The organism is Protofrankia sp. Cr1 (assembly GCF_963555865.1).
In the GTDB taxonomy this organism is placed as follows: Bacteria; Actinomycetota; Actinomycetes; order Frankiales; family Frankiaceae; genus Protofrankia.
Genome location: NZ_CAUVXO010000010.1, coordinates 21,649 through 38,123, shown reverse-complemented (window position 1 = coordinate 38,123; position 16,475 = coordinate 21,649). Strand labels below are relative to the sequence as shown.

14 protein-coding genes are annotated in these 16,475 nt (G+C 67.2%); 5 read left to right on the top strand and 9 right to left on the bottom strand.

Going from position 1 to position 16,475, the window contains the following annotated elements; translation table 11 throughout:
* Positions 1–1,225: PhoH family protein (locus U9980_RS02355; RefSeq protein ID WP_322766480.1), on the bottom strand; the 1,225-nt coding region annotated here is incomplete at its 3' end.
* Between the two features lie 658 nt (positions 1,226–1,883).
* A complete protein-coding gene (locus tag U9980_RS02350) occupies positions 1,884–3,707 on the bottom strand; it encodes a phosphoenolpyruvate carboxykinase (GTP) (protein WP_322766479.1) in 1,824 nt (607 codons plus the stop codon).
* 347 nt (positions 3,708–4,054) lie between these two features.
* Here U9980_RS02350 and trhA point away from each other — a divergent pair, with 347 nt between their 5' ends.
* On the top strand, positions 4,055–4,738 hold the full coding sequence (trhA, locus tag U9980_RS02345) for a PAQR family membrane homeostasis protein TrhA (RefSeq protein WP_322752679.1): 684 nt from the start codon (positions 4,055–4,057) through the stop codon (positions 4,736–4,738).
* Between the two features lie 186 nt (positions 4,739–4,924).
* Here the strand turns inward: trhA and U9980_RS02340 are convergent, their stop codons facing one another.
* The 3 genes from U9980_RS02340 to U9980_RS02335 all read right to left on the bottom strand — a co-directional run bounded on the left by U9980_RS02340 (position 4,925) and on the right by U9980_RS02335 (position 7,638).
* Positions 4,925–5,485 (bottom strand): hypothetical protein, encoded by a 561-nt coding sequence (locus U9980_RS02340; RefSeq protein ID WP_322747642.1) that lies wholly within the window; start codon positions 5,483–5,485, stop codon positions 4,925–4,927.
* A 105-nt stretch (positions 5,486–5,590) separates the two neighbouring features.
* On the bottom strand, positions 5,591–6,301 hold the full coding sequence (locus U9980_RS28370; protein WP_416210118.1) for a hypothetical protein: 711 nt from the start codon (positions 6,299–6,301) through the stop codon (positions 5,591–5,593).
* Entirely contained in the window at positions 6,298–7,638 is a 1,341-nt protein-coding gene (locus tag U9980_RS02335) for a thioredoxin domain-containing protein (protein WP_416210117.1), read from the bottom strand. The genes U9980_RS28370 and U9980_RS02335 overlap by 4 nt, the downstream gene beginning before the upstream one ends.
* Between U9980_RS02335 and U9980_RS02330 the strand changes: the two genes are divergently transcribed.
* Positions 7,637–8,482, top strand: a complete 846-nt coding sequence (locus U9980_RS02330; RefSeq protein WP_322766478.1) for a rhomboid-like protein — start codon at positions 7,637–7,639, stop codon at positions 8,480–8,482. The genes U9980_RS02335 and U9980_RS02330 overlap by 2 nt on opposite strands.
* An 89-nt stretch (positions 8,483–8,571) precedes the next feature.
* The gene (locus tag U9980_RS02325) at positions 8,572–11,613 is read left to right on the top strand and encodes a leucine--tRNA ligase (RefSeq protein WP_322766477.1); all 3,042 of its coding nucleotides are present in this window, start codon (positions 8,572–8,574) and stop codon (positions 11,611–11,613) included.
* A gap of 45 nt (positions 11,614–11,658) precedes the next feature.
* On the opposite strand, the gene U9980_RS02320 is transcribed toward U9980_RS02325, so the two are convergent.
* Positions 11,659–13,275, bottom strand: coding sequence for a carboxyl transferase domain-containing protein (locus U9980_RS02320; protein ID WP_322766476.1), 1,617 nt, complete (start codon positions 13,273–13,275; stop codon positions 11,659–11,661).
* 6 nt (positions 13,276–13,281) lie between these two features.
* On the opposite strand from U9980_RS02320, the gene arfB reads away from it, so the two are divergent.
* Entirely contained in the window at positions 13,282–13,713 is a 432-nt protein-coding gene (arfB, locus tag U9980_RS02315) for an alternative ribosome rescue aminoacyl-tRNA hydrolase ArfB (RefSeq protein ID WP_322747637.1), read from the top strand.
* 105 nt (positions 13,714–13,818) lie between these two features.
* Here the strand turns inward: arfB and U9980_RS02310 are convergent, their stop codons facing one another.
* The 3 genes from U9980_RS02310 to mca all read right to left on the bottom strand — a co-directional run bounded on the left by U9980_RS02310 (position 13,819) and on the right by mca (position 15,738).
* A complete protein-coding gene (locus tag U9980_RS02310) occupies positions 13,819–14,082 on the bottom strand; it encodes a hypothetical protein (protein WP_322752674.1) in 264 nt (87 codons plus the stop codon).
* A gap of 146 nt (positions 14,083–14,228) precedes the next feature.
* On the bottom strand, positions 14,229–14,684 hold the full coding sequence (locus U9980_RS02305) for a TerB family tellurite resistance protein (RefSeq protein ID WP_322752673.1): 456 nt from the start codon (positions 14,682–14,684) through the stop codon (positions 14,229–14,231).
* A 148-nt stretch (positions 14,685–14,832) separates the two neighbouring features.
* Positions 14,833–15,738, bottom strand: a complete 906-nt coding sequence (mca, locus tag U9980_RS02300) for a mycothiol conjugate amidase Mca (RefSeq protein WP_322766475.1) — start codon at positions 15,736–15,738, stop codon at positions 14,833–14,835.
* A 76-nt stretch (positions 15,739–15,814) separates the two neighbouring features.
* On the opposite strand from mca, the gene U9980_RS02295 reads away from it, so the two are divergent.
* Positions 15,815–16,219, top strand: coding sequence for a DUF4307 domain-containing protein (locus tag U9980_RS02295; protein ID WP_322766474.1), 405 nt, complete (start codon positions 15,815–15,817; stop codon positions 16,217–16,219).
* Positions 16,220–16,475: the final 256 nt, after the last annotated feature.

The following is a 16,475-nucleotide window of genomic DNA, read 5'->3' as shown; positions in this document are numbered from 1 at the left end:
GGGTGACATGCGCGAACAGCGGATGCCCCTTGAGGGTCTCGATCACGGAGGCAACTCCGTCATGCCGACCAACCCGCAAGTTGTCACGCTGAGCGACGTCATGCGTGAGGACCACCCGCGATCCCTGGCCCAACCTCGACAGCACGGTAAGCAGCACCCCGCGCTCGAGCGACTGCGCTTCGTCCACGATGACGAACGCGTCGTGCAGCGACCGGCCACGGATGTGGGTGAGCGGGAGCACCTCCAGCATCCCGCGATCGGCGATCTCTTCGATGACGTCCTGGGAGACCAGCGCGCCGAGGGTGTCGAAGACGGCCTGTGCCCAAGGCGCCATCTTCTCGTTCTCGCTGCCCGGCAGATAGCCGAGGTCCTGACCGCCGACGGCGTACAACGGCCGGAACACCACGACCCGACGATGCAGCCGCCGTTCCATCACCGCCTCGAGCCCTGCGCACAGCGCCAGCGCGGACTTTCCGGTACCGGCCCGCCCACCGAGAGAGATGATCCCGATGTCGGGATCGAGGAGTAGATCCAGCGCGACGCGTTGCTCCGCGGAGCGTCCGTGCAGGCCGAAGGCCTCCCGGTCACCCCGGACGAGGCGCACCTTCTTGTCCGGGGTGACCCGTCCAAGAGCCGACGCACTGCCGCCGGAAGCGGTGAGGACCAGACCGGTGTGGCAGGGCAGCCCGGTCGCCTCGGTGATCTCAACAGTCTCCCGAGCGTAGAGCCGATCAAGATCCTCCTGGGAGACTGCGAGCTCGGCCATGCCGCTCCAGCCCGAATCCACCGGACTCTGCGCCCGGTACTCCTCGGCGGCAAGCCCCACCGCGGACGCCTTCACGCGCAGCGGCAGATCTTTCGTGACGAGAACAACGTCGTTGCCCTCCCGAGCCAGGTTGAGCGCGACAGCCAGAATGCGCGAGTCATTGTCATCCACCCGAAACCCCGGTGGGAGCACCGAGGGGTCGCTGTGGTTTAGTTCAACCCGCAGGGTTCCACCGTCGTCCAACGGCAACGGTTGATCCAGCCGACCATGGCGGATTCGGAGGTCGTCAAGGAGACGAAGGGCTTCACGGGCGAACCAACCCAGTTCCGGGTGGTGCCGCTTACCTTCCAGCTCCCCTACGACAACCAGAGGAAGCACAACATTGTGCTCCGCAAAGCGCAGCAGCGCACCAGGATCGGACAAGAGCACGCTTGTGTCGACGACATGCGTTCGTGGCACACGCCCACCCGCTTACTCGGAGGAAGTCCGGGACAGGGCCCCACAGGAGGCCGGGTCCCGGCCTCCTGACGTTGTCGCGAATGCGGCACCGAGGGGCCTCCCGAGTGGTCCAGCCCAGCGCCGGACCACAACTTGAGCCAACTGGATCCATCCCGACGGATCGCCGTTCGGTAACGTCCGTCAGTGGAACCCAGGCTCACACGTTAGCTCCCCCGCCTGGAAAGCGCGACCATCTTCGCACAACACGCTCGGCAACAGTCACCGGCCATAAGGTGATGGCGCACGAAACCGCCTGCGCCCCAGACAGAACAGGTTGATCGTCTAATCCGATCGAACGGTCTTGGACAACGATGTGGTCCGCTGTTCAGATGACGGCCACCACCACAGCGGACGGCGGGTGGCAGATCGCGGGTGCGTCGCCGCCGCGACCCGAACGTACGTCGCCGCCGCCGTCGCGACCAGAACGACGACGGTCGGACCTGCGTCCGTGGTACATACCGGACACTGATCCGACCGTCATCCGCCGCATGTAGCATGACCGCCGAGACGATCATTCATGATCATAAAAAGTAGTCACGAAGGTGGCGGTGCCCACGGCGTGGCAATGGCCACCACGACATCCTGTCAAAGAGCTGCGCAGCCGGCCCGCGGCCCGTCGTCAGTCCTTGAGTCGGGCGACCAATGCCTCCTGTTCGGCCCACAGCTCGACCGGCAGCCCGTCCCCAAAGGTCTGATAGTGATCGGGGATCAGCTCCGCCTCCCGCTTCCAGACCTCGGTGTCGAGGGTGAGCAGCTCGGCGAGCTCCTCCGGCGCGACGTCTAGCCCCTCGGTGGGCAGGGCCTGCGCCGTGGGCAGGACGCCCAGCGGTGTCTCCACCCCGTCCGCCTGCCCTTCGAGCCGCCCGACGATCCAGGCCAGAACCCGGCTGTTCTCGCCATAGCCCGGCCACATGAACCGGCCCTGCGCGTTCTTCCGGAACCAGTTGACATAGTAGATCCGCGGTAGCTTCGCCTGGTCGGCCTTGCGACCCATCGCCAACCAGTGCGCGAAGTAGTCGGCCATGTTGTAGCCACAGAACGGCAGCATCGCGAACGGGTCGCGCCGCAGCTTACCGATCGCTCCGGCCTGCGCCGCGGTCGTCTCGGACGCCACGATCGAACCGAAGAACACCCCGCGCTGCCACGTCGGCGCCTCGGTCACCAGCGGGACCGCGGTCGCCCGACGTCCACCGAACAGGATGGCCGAGATCGGGACACCCTTCGGGTCCTCCCACTCCGCCGCGATCGTCGGGCACTGGCTGGCGGGCACCGTGAAGCGGGCGTTGGGGTGAGCGGCCGGTTCGGTGGCCTCCGGCGTCCAGTCGCGACCCAACCAGTCGATGAGGTGCGCGGGCTTGTCCCTGGTCAGCCCCTCCCACCAGACGTCACCGTCGTCGGTGCGGGCGACGTTGGTGAAGACCGTGTTGCCCCACAGCGTCTCGATGGCGTTCGGGTTGGTATCGACGCCTGTGCCCGGTGCCACGCCGAAGAAGCCAGCCTCAGGGTTCACCGCGTACAGCCGGCCGTCATCCCCGAAGCGCATCCAGGCGATGTCGTCACCGACAGTCTCCGCCTTCCAGCCCGGCAACGTCGGAATGATCATCGCGAGGTTGGTCTTGCCGCAGGCCGACGGGAAGGCCGCCGCGACGAAGTGGACCTTGCCCGCCGGTGAGGTCAACTTGAGAATCAGCATGTGCTCGGCCAGCCAGCCCTCATCGCGGGCCATTACCGAGGCAATCCGCAGTGCATAGCACTTCTTGCCCAACAGGGCGTTCCCGCCGTAACCGGACCCGAACGACCAGATCTCCCGGGTCTCGGGGAAATGCGTGATGTACTTCGTCGAGTTGCACGGCCACGGGACATCAGCCTGACCCGGCTCGAGCGGCGCGCCCAGAGAATGCACGCATGGGACGAAGAATCCGTCCACGCCCAGCTGTTCGAGGGCGGGGGTTCCCATTCGGGTCATCGTCCGCATCGACGCGACAACATACGGCGAGTCAGTAATTTCAACGCCAAGAGCGGAAATCCGCGAGCCTAGCGGGCCCATACAGAAGGGCACGACATACATCGTGCGCCCGCGCATACTGCCCGCAAACAGGACATGCAGCTTCGCCCTCATCTCAGCCGGATCGAGCCAGTTGTTGGTCGGCCCGGCGTCCGCGCGGTCACGCGAGCAGATGTATGTGCGGTCCTCAACCCTGGCAACGTCTGTGGGATCGGAAGCCGCGAAAAAACTACCTGGCCGCTTCTCGTCGTCCAGCGGCACAAAAGTACCCTTGTCGACCAGCAACCGCGCGAGTTCCGCGTACTCCGCATCAGAGCCGTCACACCATTGGATGCGCTCCGGTCGGGTGAGTTCGGCGATCTCGCGCACCCAGGCAATCAGCCCGGTATGCCTGGTCGGGGCAGCGTCCAGCCCCGGAATCTGCGCCGCGGTCGTCACAGCTCCCACCTCCGCTTGAGTTGAGCCCACCACGGCCTCGCCGTGCCGCCACACGTCCCCGCCATGACAGACCCACTCGTGCCCGGGATCGTGGAACGCGGAACGCATGCGTAGTGAACCCGCAACAACGTGCCGACACCCCACCGTCCACTACATAGCGGGTCCACCACGGCTCGGGTGATTCGAGGCCGGGTACAGGATCTTTTGACTCTACCGTGGGAGCTTCTGACAGTCGCGCGGTCGAACTGCCCCACAGCGAGGTAGATCCGTCACGCTCCGGAACTGAACGCGGTGCGCGACATTGGCGGTGGGTAGTAAGGAGAGTGGTCGCAAGATACGGTAACCAGGTGACCACAACGGCACCCGGACACGACTTCGGCAACCATCCCCACAACCTGGTGCGACCACGGATGCGTGGGTGGCTGCATGCCGGCGCGTTCCCGGTCAGTGTGGCACTCGGCGTAATCGCCGTGGCTCTGGCAAGCACGTTCCGCGCACGGCTGGCCGTCGGCATTTATGCGCTGAGCATCGCCCTTCTGTTCGGCACCAGCGCGCTTTACCACCGAAAAATGTGGTCGACGTCACGTTCCCGTTCGCTGATGAAGCGACTCGACCATTCAATGATCTTTGTTTTCATCGCCGGGACGTACACACCGCTGACCTTGCTGGCGCTGCCACCGAGGACCTCGCGGACCATACTCACGATCGTCTGGAGCGGCGCAGCGGTCGGGATCGGACTGCGGATGCTCTGGCTGCACTCGCCCCGCTTCCTGATGGTCCCGCTGTACATCGCCCTGGGCTGGGTAGCGGTCTTCGTCATACCGCAGCTGCTGCACACCGCGGGCGTGACAACGCTGGTTCTGATCGTCGTCGGCGGCGTCCTCTACAGCATCGGGGCGATCGTCTATGCGACCCGACGACCGAACCCGGCCCCGGAGACGTTCGGGTACCACGAGGTTTTCCATGCGTTCACGATCGTCGCGGCGGCGTGCCATTACATCGCCGTCATCTTCGCCATCTATGCGACATGACCGGGTAATCAGGTGATCAGGAAATTGCCGTCACCGGTCGCCGGCAGGGCAACTCCATAGCCAAGGGGACACAAACCCGGGGCGAAACCAAACCACGAGGCTTGTCCGGGGACGCCGTCGCAACAATCGACGGCACCCCCGGACGCGCCGGTGAAAATTACCCGCTGCCGGATGTCGGCCGGATTCTCACAGTTCAGGCCCGTCGGCGCGAACCTGCTCGACCTTCGCCATGGCCTCCCGCAGGCGGGCGAGCCACGGCTGGGCATTCTCACCGACGAGGCGGACGCACCACGCGAGCGCGTCGCTGCGGCTGCGCGCGACGCCCGAGTCGACCAGAGTGTCAAGAACATGACGTTCTGGTTGCCGAAGCCTGGTCATTACCGGAACGGACAGAGTGGTGAACAACTCGGTCGTGCCGCCGGCCGTCACCCCCCACGCGACCTTGCGCAGATAACGCTCCTCCGCCTCTTGGGCGATCGCGATCCGGGCGTCCCTGGTCTGCTCGCGGAACCGCCGGATCCGACCGGACTCGGCGGCGGCCGCTGCGGCCTGATCGTCGGACTCCACCTCTGGAGCGGCAACCGTGCCCACGACAATGATCTCATCTCGATCCACCGTCACCGTGACCGGGTGGGTGAACCACTCATCGGGCAGTCGCCCCGTGAACCATGCCTGCGCATCGTCTGCGGAGGGCGCCTGCTCGCGCTCGCCCCACCGCCCGTGGCCGCGCCCGCGCGATCCTGCCATCCCGTGCCTCCTCGCCACCTGCTCTCGATGTGGGCTCCCGTACATCATGAACCTCCCGATTGATTACACACTTACAGGTAATACACATGCAACGGCAGTCAGACATCAGACATTCCACGGTGGCGCTGGGGCGAGCGTGACGCCCAGTTGCTCACGCACGGCGTCGGCCGTGGTCGCGGGCCGCTCACACACGAAGTCTCGACACACGTAGACCCCGGCGGAGCCCCGTCCGCGCGTCAACGGTCCGGACGTCACCACGACCGCACCCGGCGCGGTGGCGAGCCGGGCCAGTCGTTCCAGATCCGGCCGGTCAACGACGGCCACCTCGGCCGGTCCGGCAAGCGATGCCTCGGCGACCGCACCGGCCCAGCCGGCAAAGGACGCGCTGAGGCCGAGCATCGGGGTGAGAACCTCCAGCGCCCGGTCGGACGCTTCGCGATGGTCGCGTGAACCTGTCAGCGCCGCATAGGTCAGCAGCGCGCCGGCGACCGCAGCCTGACCGGACGGCGTCGGCGAGTCCGCGGGGTCCCGCGGCCGGCGCAACAGCCGCTCGGCGTCATCGGCGGTGTCGTGGAAGCCACCGTCAGGCGCAGCGAAGTGCGCACGCACGACCTCGAGCAGGTCGCCCGCCCACGCCAGCCATCGCTCGTCGCCGGTGACCTGATGCAGGACGAGCAGGCCCTCGGCGACGTCCCCGTAGTCCTCCAGCACCCCGGCGTTCGTTCCGACCCGGCCGTGCCGACTGGTCCGCCGCAGCCGACCGTCCACCCAGTGGACGTCGAACAGCAGCGTGGCCGCCTCGATCGCCGCGGTCACCCAGGCCGGCTCCGCCAGCAGCGCGCCGGCCTCGGCCAGCGCGGCGATCGCCAGACCGTTCCAGGCGGCGACAATCTTGTCGTCACGGCCCGGCTGGGGCCGGCGCGCCCGGGCCGCCGCGAGTCGGGCCCGCACCCGGTCGAACCTCGAATGATCATCCGCGTCCACGGCCAGCGCAAGAACGGACGCCCCGTGCTCGAACGTCCCTGCCACGGTGACGCCGAACAGATCCGCGGCCCAGCCGCCGTCCTGCGGGCCGAGGATGTCGACAAGCTCACCCGGCGTCCAGACATAGGTGGCACCCTCCACGCCGTGCGCACCGGGGCACCCTCCACACCGTGCGCACGGTCGACTCCCTGACCGGCGGGCAGGACGGTGTCGGCGTCCAGGGCGGAGGCGAACCCGCCTTGCGCGGTCCGCAGATCACTCAGCAGAAACGATGCGGTCTCCCGGGTGACCCGCTGCGCCAGGGCCGATCCGGTCGCCCGCCACAGATGCAGATACACCCGCAACAGCTGGGCGTTGTCGTAGAGCATCTTCTCGAAGTGCGGGACGGTCCAGGTGGCGTCCACGCTGTAGCGGGCGAAGCCGCCCGCAAGCTGGTCGTAGATCCCGCCGCGAGCCATCCGCTCGCACGTGGACACGACCATACGCAGACTCGCGCCGTCCCCGGTGCGCGCCGAGTGCCGCAGCAACATCTCCAACAGCGCGGACGGCGGAAACTTCGGTGCCGTCCCGAAACCGCCGTTGGCCTGGTCGAACGTGCGCCCGGCCTGTTCGACCGCGGCCGCCAGGAGCTCGGCCGTGAGCGTCGCCGGCGGCCCGCCTGCGGCGTCGGCCGCTGCGGAGATCTGGCGCACGATGTCCGCGCCGGACGCGGTCACCTCGTCCCGGCGCGTCCGCCAGGCGCTTGCCACCGCCTCCAGCAGCTGGCGGAACGATCCCATCCCCGCTCTCGGCGTCGGCGGGAAGTAGGTACCGGCGTAAAACGGCTCGCCCGCCGGGGTGAGGAAGACGGTCATCGGCCAACCGCCGTGGCCGGTGAGGGCGACGGTGACGTCCATGTAGACGGCGTCGACATCCGGCCGCTCCTCGCGGTCAACCTTGATGTTGACAAAGTGCTCGTTCATGACCGCCGCGGTGGTGGCATCCTCGAACGACTCGTGCGCCATGACATGACACCAGTGGCACGCCGCGTATCCCACGGACAGCAGGACCGGTACACCACGCTCGGTGGCCTCGGTGAACGCGTCCGCGCCCCACGGCCACCAGTCGACCGGGTTGTCCGCGTGCTGGAGCAGGTACGGTGAGGTCTGGTCGGCAAGACGGTTCGGCATGTGGCCAGCATTCCCGTTGCCGGGGAAGTTTGGCCGGCTCCCAGACATTGAACCCTTTGTGGTGTATGCCCACCGGATGCTGTTCCGTGACGCCCGCAGCCTGCTCTCGCGGTCGCAGTCGCCGTTGCGGTCGCTGTTGCGGTCGCCGTTGCGGTCGCCGTTGCGGTGGCCCACGCCGCACGCCGGGCGGGACCTGCTCCGCCAGGCATGGCATACGGCACCATTAGCGATGATCTACATCGCCATCCTGGCGGTCACGTCGGCCGTCCTCGCGGTCGCCTACGCGCTCGACCCGGAGCTGCATCGCCACATCCTGGTGACCAGGTCTACCAACCTCAGCGGGCTGCGGACCCGTCCGCTCTACGTCCTGATGGCCAGCGCCTTCTGGCTGGAGAGCTTCACCTTCTTGCGGTCGGCCGCCGCGGTTGCCGCAGTCCTCGGCCCGCTGGAGCGGGCGATCGGCTCCGGACCGGCACTCGGGGTCTTCGCGGCCGGCCACGTCGGAGCAAGTCTGATCGTCGCCGGTGGGCTGGCGGCGGGTCGAGCCGTACAGCTCGTCGACGATCGGGTCAGCGATACCATTGACGTCGGCACCAGTTACGGCATGATCGCCTGTGGGACGGTGCTCGCCGCCACGCTGCCGCCGGGCTGGCGGTGGCCGCTGACCGGTGGCCTGGCTGCCGGGCTCACTCTGGACATGGCGCGTGAACCCGACTTCACCGCCGCCGGCCACCTCGTCGCGGCGGCGCTGGGCCTGCTCTGCTCCCGCCATCTCGCCCACCGCTCAGCCCTTGTCTCCAGGCGCCGGATAGGCTCGAAACAACGATCGACACCCTCCGCGTGAGCCTTTCATCGGCACCGCCGTCCTGATCAACGGTATCCCGCGGGGTCCGCGGGATGGGTCGGATCGAAACGATCTGAGGATGATGAGGCATGACCAGCAGTTCCGAGCACACCGGTAATGCGAGCACCGCAGCAGGCACCCACGGCACGACACCAGCCAAGATCCCCCCCCTGGTGTCGGATCTGCCATTCCGTTACGGTGCACATCTGGCGGGTGACATCGAGCGCCGCTGGCAACAGACCTGGTCCGAGCGGGGCACCTTCAACGCGCCCAATCCGCATGGTCCGCTGTCGGACGGCTTCGATCAGGTCGCCGGGCGTCCGGTGTTCTTCGTCATGGACATGTTCCCCTACCCATCCGGCAGCGGCCTACATGTCGGTCATCCGCTCGGCTACATCGGCACCGACGTGTTCGCCCGTTACCTGCGGATGACCGGCTACCACGTGCTCCACCCGTTCGGCTACGACGCCTTCGGCCTCCCGGCCGAGCAGTACGCCATCAACACCGGCCAGCACCCCCGGGTCACCACCGAGGCCAACATCGACAACATGCGGCGCCAGCTGGGACGCTTGGGGCTTGGCCACGACACCCGTCGGGAGGTGGCCACCACCGATGTCGAGTACTACCGGTGGACACAATGGATCTTCTTGAAGATCTTCAATAGCTGGTACGACGACGAGGCGGGCCGCGCGCGGCCGATCAGCGAACTGATCGCCGACTTCGAGGCCGGCACCCGGGCACCACGCGGGGACGCAAACCCACACAACCGGCCGTGGTCGGCTCTGCGCACGACTGAGCGTCGACAGATCGTGGCCGGGTACCGGCTGGCGTTCATCTCCGAGCAACTGGTCAACTGGTGTCCGGGCCTGGGCACGGTGCTCGCGAATGAAGAGGTCACCGCCGAAGGACGCAGCGACGTCGGTAACTACCCGGTCTTTCGCCGCCCACTGCGCCAGTGGATGATGCGGATCACCAGCTACGCAGACCGTCTGATCGCAGACCTCGACCTGGTCGACTGGCCGGATTCGATCAAGCAGATGCAGCGCAACTGGATCGGACCGAGCGACGGCGCCACGGTCGAGTTCACCGCCGTTGGCTCAGACATCCGTATCGAGGTTTTCACAACCCGTCCGGACACCCTGGCCGGCGCGACCTTCATGGTCCTGGCACCCGAACATCCTCTCGTCGACACACTGACCGCACAGGCATGGCCGCAGGGAACCCCGATTGCGTGGACGTTCGCCGACGGGATTGACCGCGAAGCGGGCCCGGGCACCGGTGCCAGCGGCAACAGGCCGGCTCCGGAGTGGACGCCGCGAGCGGCGGTGAACGCCTACCGGGAATACGCAGCGCACCTTGGTGATCGTCAGCGCGGCACCGACGAGATCCCACGCACCGGCGTGTTCACCGGCTCCTATGTCACCAATCCGGTTACCGGCGACCCCATGGCGGTCTTCCTCGCCGACTACGTCCTGATGGGCTACGGAACCGGTGCGATCATGGCCGTTCCCGCGCATGACCAGCGCGACTTCTCCTTCGCCCGCACACTCGGCCTGCCGATCCCAGCCGTGTTGGCGCCGGACGAGGACTGGCGGGCCGAACACAACGTGCCCGCGGGTGCCGCGCCGAACACCTGGCCGGTTGCCTTCGCCGGGGACGGCGAGTACCTGCCGGCGACGGGTGTCGGGCCGCCCCTGGTCGGGCTGTCGAAGCCGGACGCGATCAAGTCGACGATCCGTTGGTTGGAGGACGTCGGTGCGGGCCGCGCGGCCCGCTCATACCGCCTGCGGGACTGGCTGTTCTCCCGGCAGCGTTACTGGGGCGAACCCTTCCCCATCGTGTTCGACGATGACGGCCTTCCGGTCGCGCTCAGTGATGATCTCCTGCCCGTCACCCTGCCGGAGATGACCGACTTCCGGCCGAGCGCCATGGCCGATGACGACGTCAACGACCCGGTCCCCCCACTGGCCCGGGTAGCCGACTGGGCCACTGTCACCCTCGATCTGGGTGAGGGGCCGAAAACATACCGACGCGAGACCAACACCATGCCGCAATGGGCCGGCTCATGCTGGTACTACCTGCGTTATCTCGACCCGACGAACAGCGAACGCTTCGTCGATCCAGAGGTCGAGCGTTACTGGATGCACACGCCGGACGGCCCACCCGGCGACGGGGGTGTGGGGCTCTATGTCGGCGGTGTCGAGCACGCCGTCCTGCACCTGCTGTATGCGCGGTTCTGGCACAAGGTCCTTTACGATCTCGGGTTGGTGTCCACCAGGGAACCGTTCAAGAAACTGTTCAATCAGGGCTATATCCAAGCGGACGCGTTCACCGATGGCCGCGGCATGTACGTACCCGCCGCCGAGGTCGTCCGCACAGCAGAGGGCACACTGCGCTACAACGGTGAGCCGGTGAACCGACGCTCCGGGAAGATGGGCAAAAGCCTGAAGAACAGCGTCAGCCCGGACGAGATATATGACAGCTTCGGCGCTGACACCCTGCGGGTCTACGAGATGGCGATGGGGCCGCTGGACGCCGACCGGCCGTGGCACACCGACGACATCGTCGGCTCCCACCGTTTTCTGCAGCGACTGTGGCGCAACATCATCGACGAGGCGACCGGCGGGGCGGTCGTCTCCGATGTCACACCGGACGCGGAGGCCACCCGGATGCTGCACCGCACGATCCTCGCGGTCCGGGCCGACTACACCGATCTGCGCTTCAACACCGCCGTCGCCCGCCTCATCGAGCTGACAAATTTCGTCAGCAAGCGGTACGGCGCTTCCGGCGGACTGCCCCGTGAACTCGCCGAGGCGCTGGTCCTCATGGTCGCCCCCCTGGCTCCGCACATCGCCGAGGAGTTGTGGGCGCGACTGGGCCACGATGTCTCGCTGGCGATGCATCCCTTCCCCGAGGCGGACGACTCGCTCGCCGTCGATCCCACGGTGACCCTGCCGGTGCAGGTCAACGGCAAGGTGCGGTTCACCGTGGATGTCCCGGTGGACGCCGACGAACAGGCGGTGCGAGACCTTGTGGCCGGCCACGACGAGTACGCGCGCCACACTGCCGACCGGACCGTGAAACGAATGATCGTGATTCCCGGCCGGATCGTCAACATCGCCCTGAACTGACCGCCGTCCCGGCTTCATGGCCACAGCTGCCACGATCACCGTCGGTCACGGCGACAGGCGCCGATGACGGTCGCGTCGCGCCGCGAGCCTCGCAGCGGCGTCGCGGACCGCGACGCCTGCAAGACAGTGCGCGACAGCACCGGCGAGCCCGGCGAGCCCGGCGGTCGTGCCGACGCCGGCCGGACCGCGCGCGACGACGACGTCGACCGCGCCCAGCCGGTACAGGTCACCGGCGGTGATCCGTAGCTCGCGCGCCATCTCGGCGGCATGGTCAACAGTACGGTGCATGATTGTCGATGCACCCTCGGGTGGCAGCGGAGCCAACCAGGCGTCCTCGGCCGCCACCACGGCGTCCGCCGGCAGCAGGGCCAGCGCGGCACCGCCCGCGCCCTGTCCGAGCAGCACGCTCACCGTCGGCACCGGTGTGCTCAACAGTGCCGCCAGGCAGTGCGCGATCGCCGCGGCCAGGCCGCTGCGTTCGGCCTCCTCCGAGAGTTCCGCTCCCGGCGTGTCGATTACAGTCACTATGGGTAGACGAAGATCGGCAGCCCGTTGCACCGCGTGTTGCGCCGCGTGCAGGGCGCGCACCCCGATGGGCTGATGGCGCTGGGCCTCACGGTCCTGCCCGATGACAACGCATGGAATGCCACGCAGCAGAGCGAGCGCCGTGACCATCGGCGTGCCGGGCACATCCGGGCCCTGGCCCAGCTCGGACGCGCCGAGAAGGGTGAGATCGCTGGTCGAGGCAGCCAGAAACTCGCGTAATCCGGGGCGGTCAGGCGCGCGGGTCGCCAGCACCGACGCCCACGGATCCCCCGTATGATCCGGCTCACCACGCTCGACCAGCTCGACGCCGGCCGGTTGGGCTCCCGCACCACTCTCCGCGGTCGTCGGGCCGCGGTCCACCGCCACGACGCGCAGCACCCGCTGGACGGCTTCCCGCAGGTCAGCGGGGGCGACAACGGCGTCCACCACACCGGCCCGGCGCAGCGCCCGCGGGCTCTGCGCGTCACGCGCAAGCGCCGCGCCCGTGAGCGCCTCAACCACCCGAGGACCGAGGAACCCGACCAATGCACCGGGTTCGGCAAAGGTGACATGGCCAAGCGATGCCCATGACGCCAGCACTCCGCCGGTCGTGGGGTGGCGCAGGTAGACGAGGTAGGGCAGGCTGGCCGCCCGGTGCCCGGCAATGGCAGCACTGATCGTCAGCATCTGCAGGAACGCGGGGGTCCCCTCCTGTATCCGGGTGCCGCCGCTCGCGGGCAACGCGAGCAGCACCCGTTTCTCGGCGGTGGCCCGTTCGATCGCGGCCGTGGCACGCCTTGCCGCGGCCCGGCCCACGCTGCCGCCGAGAAAGTCGTACTCGCTGGCCACCACAGCGACCCGGTGGCCAGCCACCCGGCCCGCACCGGTCCGGATCGACTCGTCCCTACCGCTACGTGCGGCGGCCCGCGACAGATCCCGACCATAGGCGGCGCTCACCGTCGGCTGCTCCGGAGCGCCATCCCAACAGGTCCAGCTACCGGCATCCAGCAGCAGGTCGAGCAACTCGGCACAATTCGGATGTTTCACAGTCAGGGCCAGTCCCCCATCAGGTGTCAGCCCTACCGGACCGCGCCGCTCCCTAAATTCGGTGGCGGCGGCGCGCGGATCGGCGACCATGGTGCAGTGACATTTCCACCATCTCAGGTCCGCCCGGGCTTCATACTGCGCGAATCCGACCTGACCTGGCGCTTCTCCCGGTCGAGCGGGCCTGGCGGGCAGGGGGTGAACACGTCGGACAGCCGGGTCGAGGTATCCTTTGACGTTCGCCGTTCGCCGTCGCTTCCCGAACGGCTACGCGAGCGGACACTGACGCGGCTGGAAGGTCGATTGGTCGACGGCGTCCTCACCGTCACCTCCAGCGAACACCGATCGCAACTACGTAATCGTGAGGCTGCCCTCGCCCGGCTGACGGCAACCCTGCGCACCGCGAGCGAACCCCCACCACGGGCGCGGCGCCCGACCCGTCCATCCGCCGGAGCCGTACAGCGGCGCATCACCGGCAAAAAGCAGCGGGCGCGGGTCTTGCGTCAGCGCCGCGCCGACCCCGATGATTGATCATCGCTGCTGTCGCCCCGCTCGTTGATCCACGCCCCTGTTGCCGGACGCCCTTTGGGAACGATGTGAATCTGGTGCTGTGGCAGGAGCATCAGATTCACATCGTTACGAGCGCCCGGCTGCGTCCTGGACCGGGATGTCGCTACCGGAGCCATGGCCGTTGCCGGAGCCATGACCGTCGGGCTGTCCACCTCGATCTGCCGTATGCTTCCCAAAGCGTCCGCTGGCGACGTTGCCACGCAGCCGAACAAGGCTGCGCGACATCATCGTGAAGAGGCCGACAGCCGCCAGGCCCAGCAGCAGGACCACGAGAAACCCGCCAGTGCCCGCGCTGACCTCAAGTGCAAGAGTCTGTCCCGCAAAAGTCACGCCTCAACCCTACGTCGCAATCCGGCTGGAGCCCTGTGCCGGCGGGCTCCAGCCGGATGACTGACAAGGTCGAGGAGCCGCCGCGTACCCGGAGGCGTACGCAAGGCGACGAGAAACGCGGTCAGGCGTCGGCTGGAGCCCGCCGATCAGAGGTCGAACTCGTGGGGGTCCAGCCCCACCGCATAGCATGCCTCCCGAACAACCTGCTGCTCGGACTTGTCGAAGTGACCGTCAGCACCGCCGATGACGATGCCTATCTGGATCACCGCCCGTGCTTCGGCGGGCTTCTTCTTGGTCTTGCCGATGTCCTGGATCACACTGACCTTGCCGAAGTCGAAGTCGGTCGTCAGCTTGGTGCAGTAGTCGTTGAACTTCTGCTGTAGCTGGTCAGCCGGAAAGTTCTGCAATACCTCGTTCGACCCGATGAGCGCGGCGACCTTACGGCGCTCGTCCGGGTCGATGCTGCCGTCGGCGGCTGCGACCAGCGCGCACATGGCCATGCTCGCGTCCCTGAAGGCACCACTTTTAAGATCGTTTTTCTTGGCGTTCAGCTGTTGCTGCATGGTCGTCGTGGTGGTGCGCAGACGATCCCAGATCGCCATGACGTGTTCCTCTCATCCTTGCCAAATGGGCCGTGCGTTCGCATGTGCGGGCCTGGATGCCGCATTGAGACAGCATCCTGTCACCAGCAACGACCGATGGCTCGTGGCCGTGCCCGGACCCCGGGTCATTTCCCGACAATCAGGACAATCAGGGCGATCGGCGGATCCCGTTGAAGAGGTCGCTCTCGGGCAGCGTCCCCACTTCGATCAGCGATCGGGCGAGTTGGTAGTCCTCAGTGGGCCACACCTCACGCTGGATCTTCAGCGGGATGCGGAACCACGGCCCGTTCGGGTCCACCTGGGTGGCATGGGCCAGCAACGCACGGTCGCGGGTCTCGAAGAAGTCCCCGCACGAAACTCTGGTCGTGATCCGCCCGGCGTCACCCGCGCGGTCGACCCACTTCGCCAGATACTCGACATAGGGCGATTCACGCCCACTCGCGAGCATGGCGTCATGCAGGGCGAGCATCCGCGCCTTGTGGAACGTCTGGTGATAATAGAGCTTGAGTGGCTGCCATGGTGACAGACCGACTTCGCGTCCTACCTCTAGGTAACGCTCCGCGTCACCCGCAGCCTCGAACGCCTCGATCGTGACCGTGTGGTTCATGATGTGATCAGGATGTGGATATCCACCGTTTTCATCATAGGTGAGCACCACCTGCGGCCGGAACTCCCGCATCAGTCGGATCAACGGTCTGGCCGCGTCAGCCAGCGGCATGAGCGCGAAGCATCCTTCCGGCAGCGGCGGCGGCGGATCACCTTCGGGCAGACCGGAGTCATGAAAACCCAGCCAGACCTGCCGGACTCCCAGAATGCGACGTGCTTCCTCCATCTCGGCCCGCCGCAGTTGCGGCAGGCGGGCGTGGACGTCCGGTCTGTCCAGATCGGGGTTCAGTACGGTGCCCGCCTCACCACCGGTGCAGGTCACCACAAGTACGTCAACGCCCTCGTGGACGTAGCGTGCCATGCTTGCCGCACCCTTGCTGGACTCATCGTCGGGGTGGGCGTGAACTGCCATGAGTCGCAGGCCATCCCCACTGGTCGCCTCGGACATGCCACCATTGTCCCCGATGCCTCCGGTGACTTCGTCCAGACAGACACGACGCGCCGCCCTGCCGGGACGGTCGCGCGTGCTCGGCTTCCCCCTGCGCTGGCTCGACATCCCGTGGCTCGGTGGGATCAGGGTGGCACCCTGGTTCCTGCTGGCGACAGTCCTCATCATCGTGGTCGCGGCGGTCGGCGCCGGGTGGGTCCAGGGCCATCCGGACCGGCTGGACTATGCCACCCGCGCCTTCCGGATCAACGGGACGCAGGCGCAGCTGACGTTCGATGTGGAAAAGTCACCCAACGCCGTGGCACAATGCACTGTCCGCGCACGCTCCCGGGATGACCAGGTCGTCGGCCGGCGTACCGACATCGTTGTCGGTCCGACTACAGACGGCCGACGGGTCACGACCGTAAAGGTCACACTGACCACATCACGGGAGGCAAACGTGGTCGAAGTCGAGGACTGTCAGATCACCCGCCCCGGCTGACAAGCGGGCGGGGTCCTGGCACGCAACCAGGGCGCGGGTCGTGTCCTGGTTCGTCGCCTACGGCAAGCAGGGACGCTTGCCTGCGCGCGGTTGCTCCGACTCAGACTGCCGACTGTTAAGCTGGGCGTTTGCCCCTGTCCCCGCCATCACTTCCAACCCCCGCCCACCGCCCTTGACTCCAACAATTTCCACCATCGGCCGCCCTTCACGGCGAAATAACCCAACAAAGGCCCCGCGAGAGTCCCACCGAGATATA